Below are 229 nucleotides of genomic sequence, written 5' to 3'. Positions count from 1 at the left end.
TACGTATTTTCACCCATGATACCAACGAGTGGCGAAACAATTCCGCCCATGGCGTTTTGCGTCAGGCCCACGAGAGCGGAGGCACTCCCGGCGTTCTTACTGGCAGCGTTCATAACTACGGTCGTGGACAACGTCAGCATGGCACCGATAAAGAGGAGAATGATGAAGACTAGGATGATAACCACTAACAGGTTTTTAAACCAGATGGCACTGAGGATCAGGATGAAAC

The 229-nt window shown here is 50.2% G+C and carries 1 pseudogene; it reads right to left on the bottom strand.

What is annotated here, in order from left to right:
* Positions 1–229 (bottom strand): annotated as a pseudogene (locus AC6UDE_RS07265) (multidrug effflux MFS transporter); the annotation flags it as partial.

It is taken from the genome of Fructilactobacillus sp. X2R5C3 (assembly GCF_059901325.1).
Note: the sequence above shows the minus strand (reverse complement) of the source record. Positions and strands in the feature narration are given on the sequence as shown.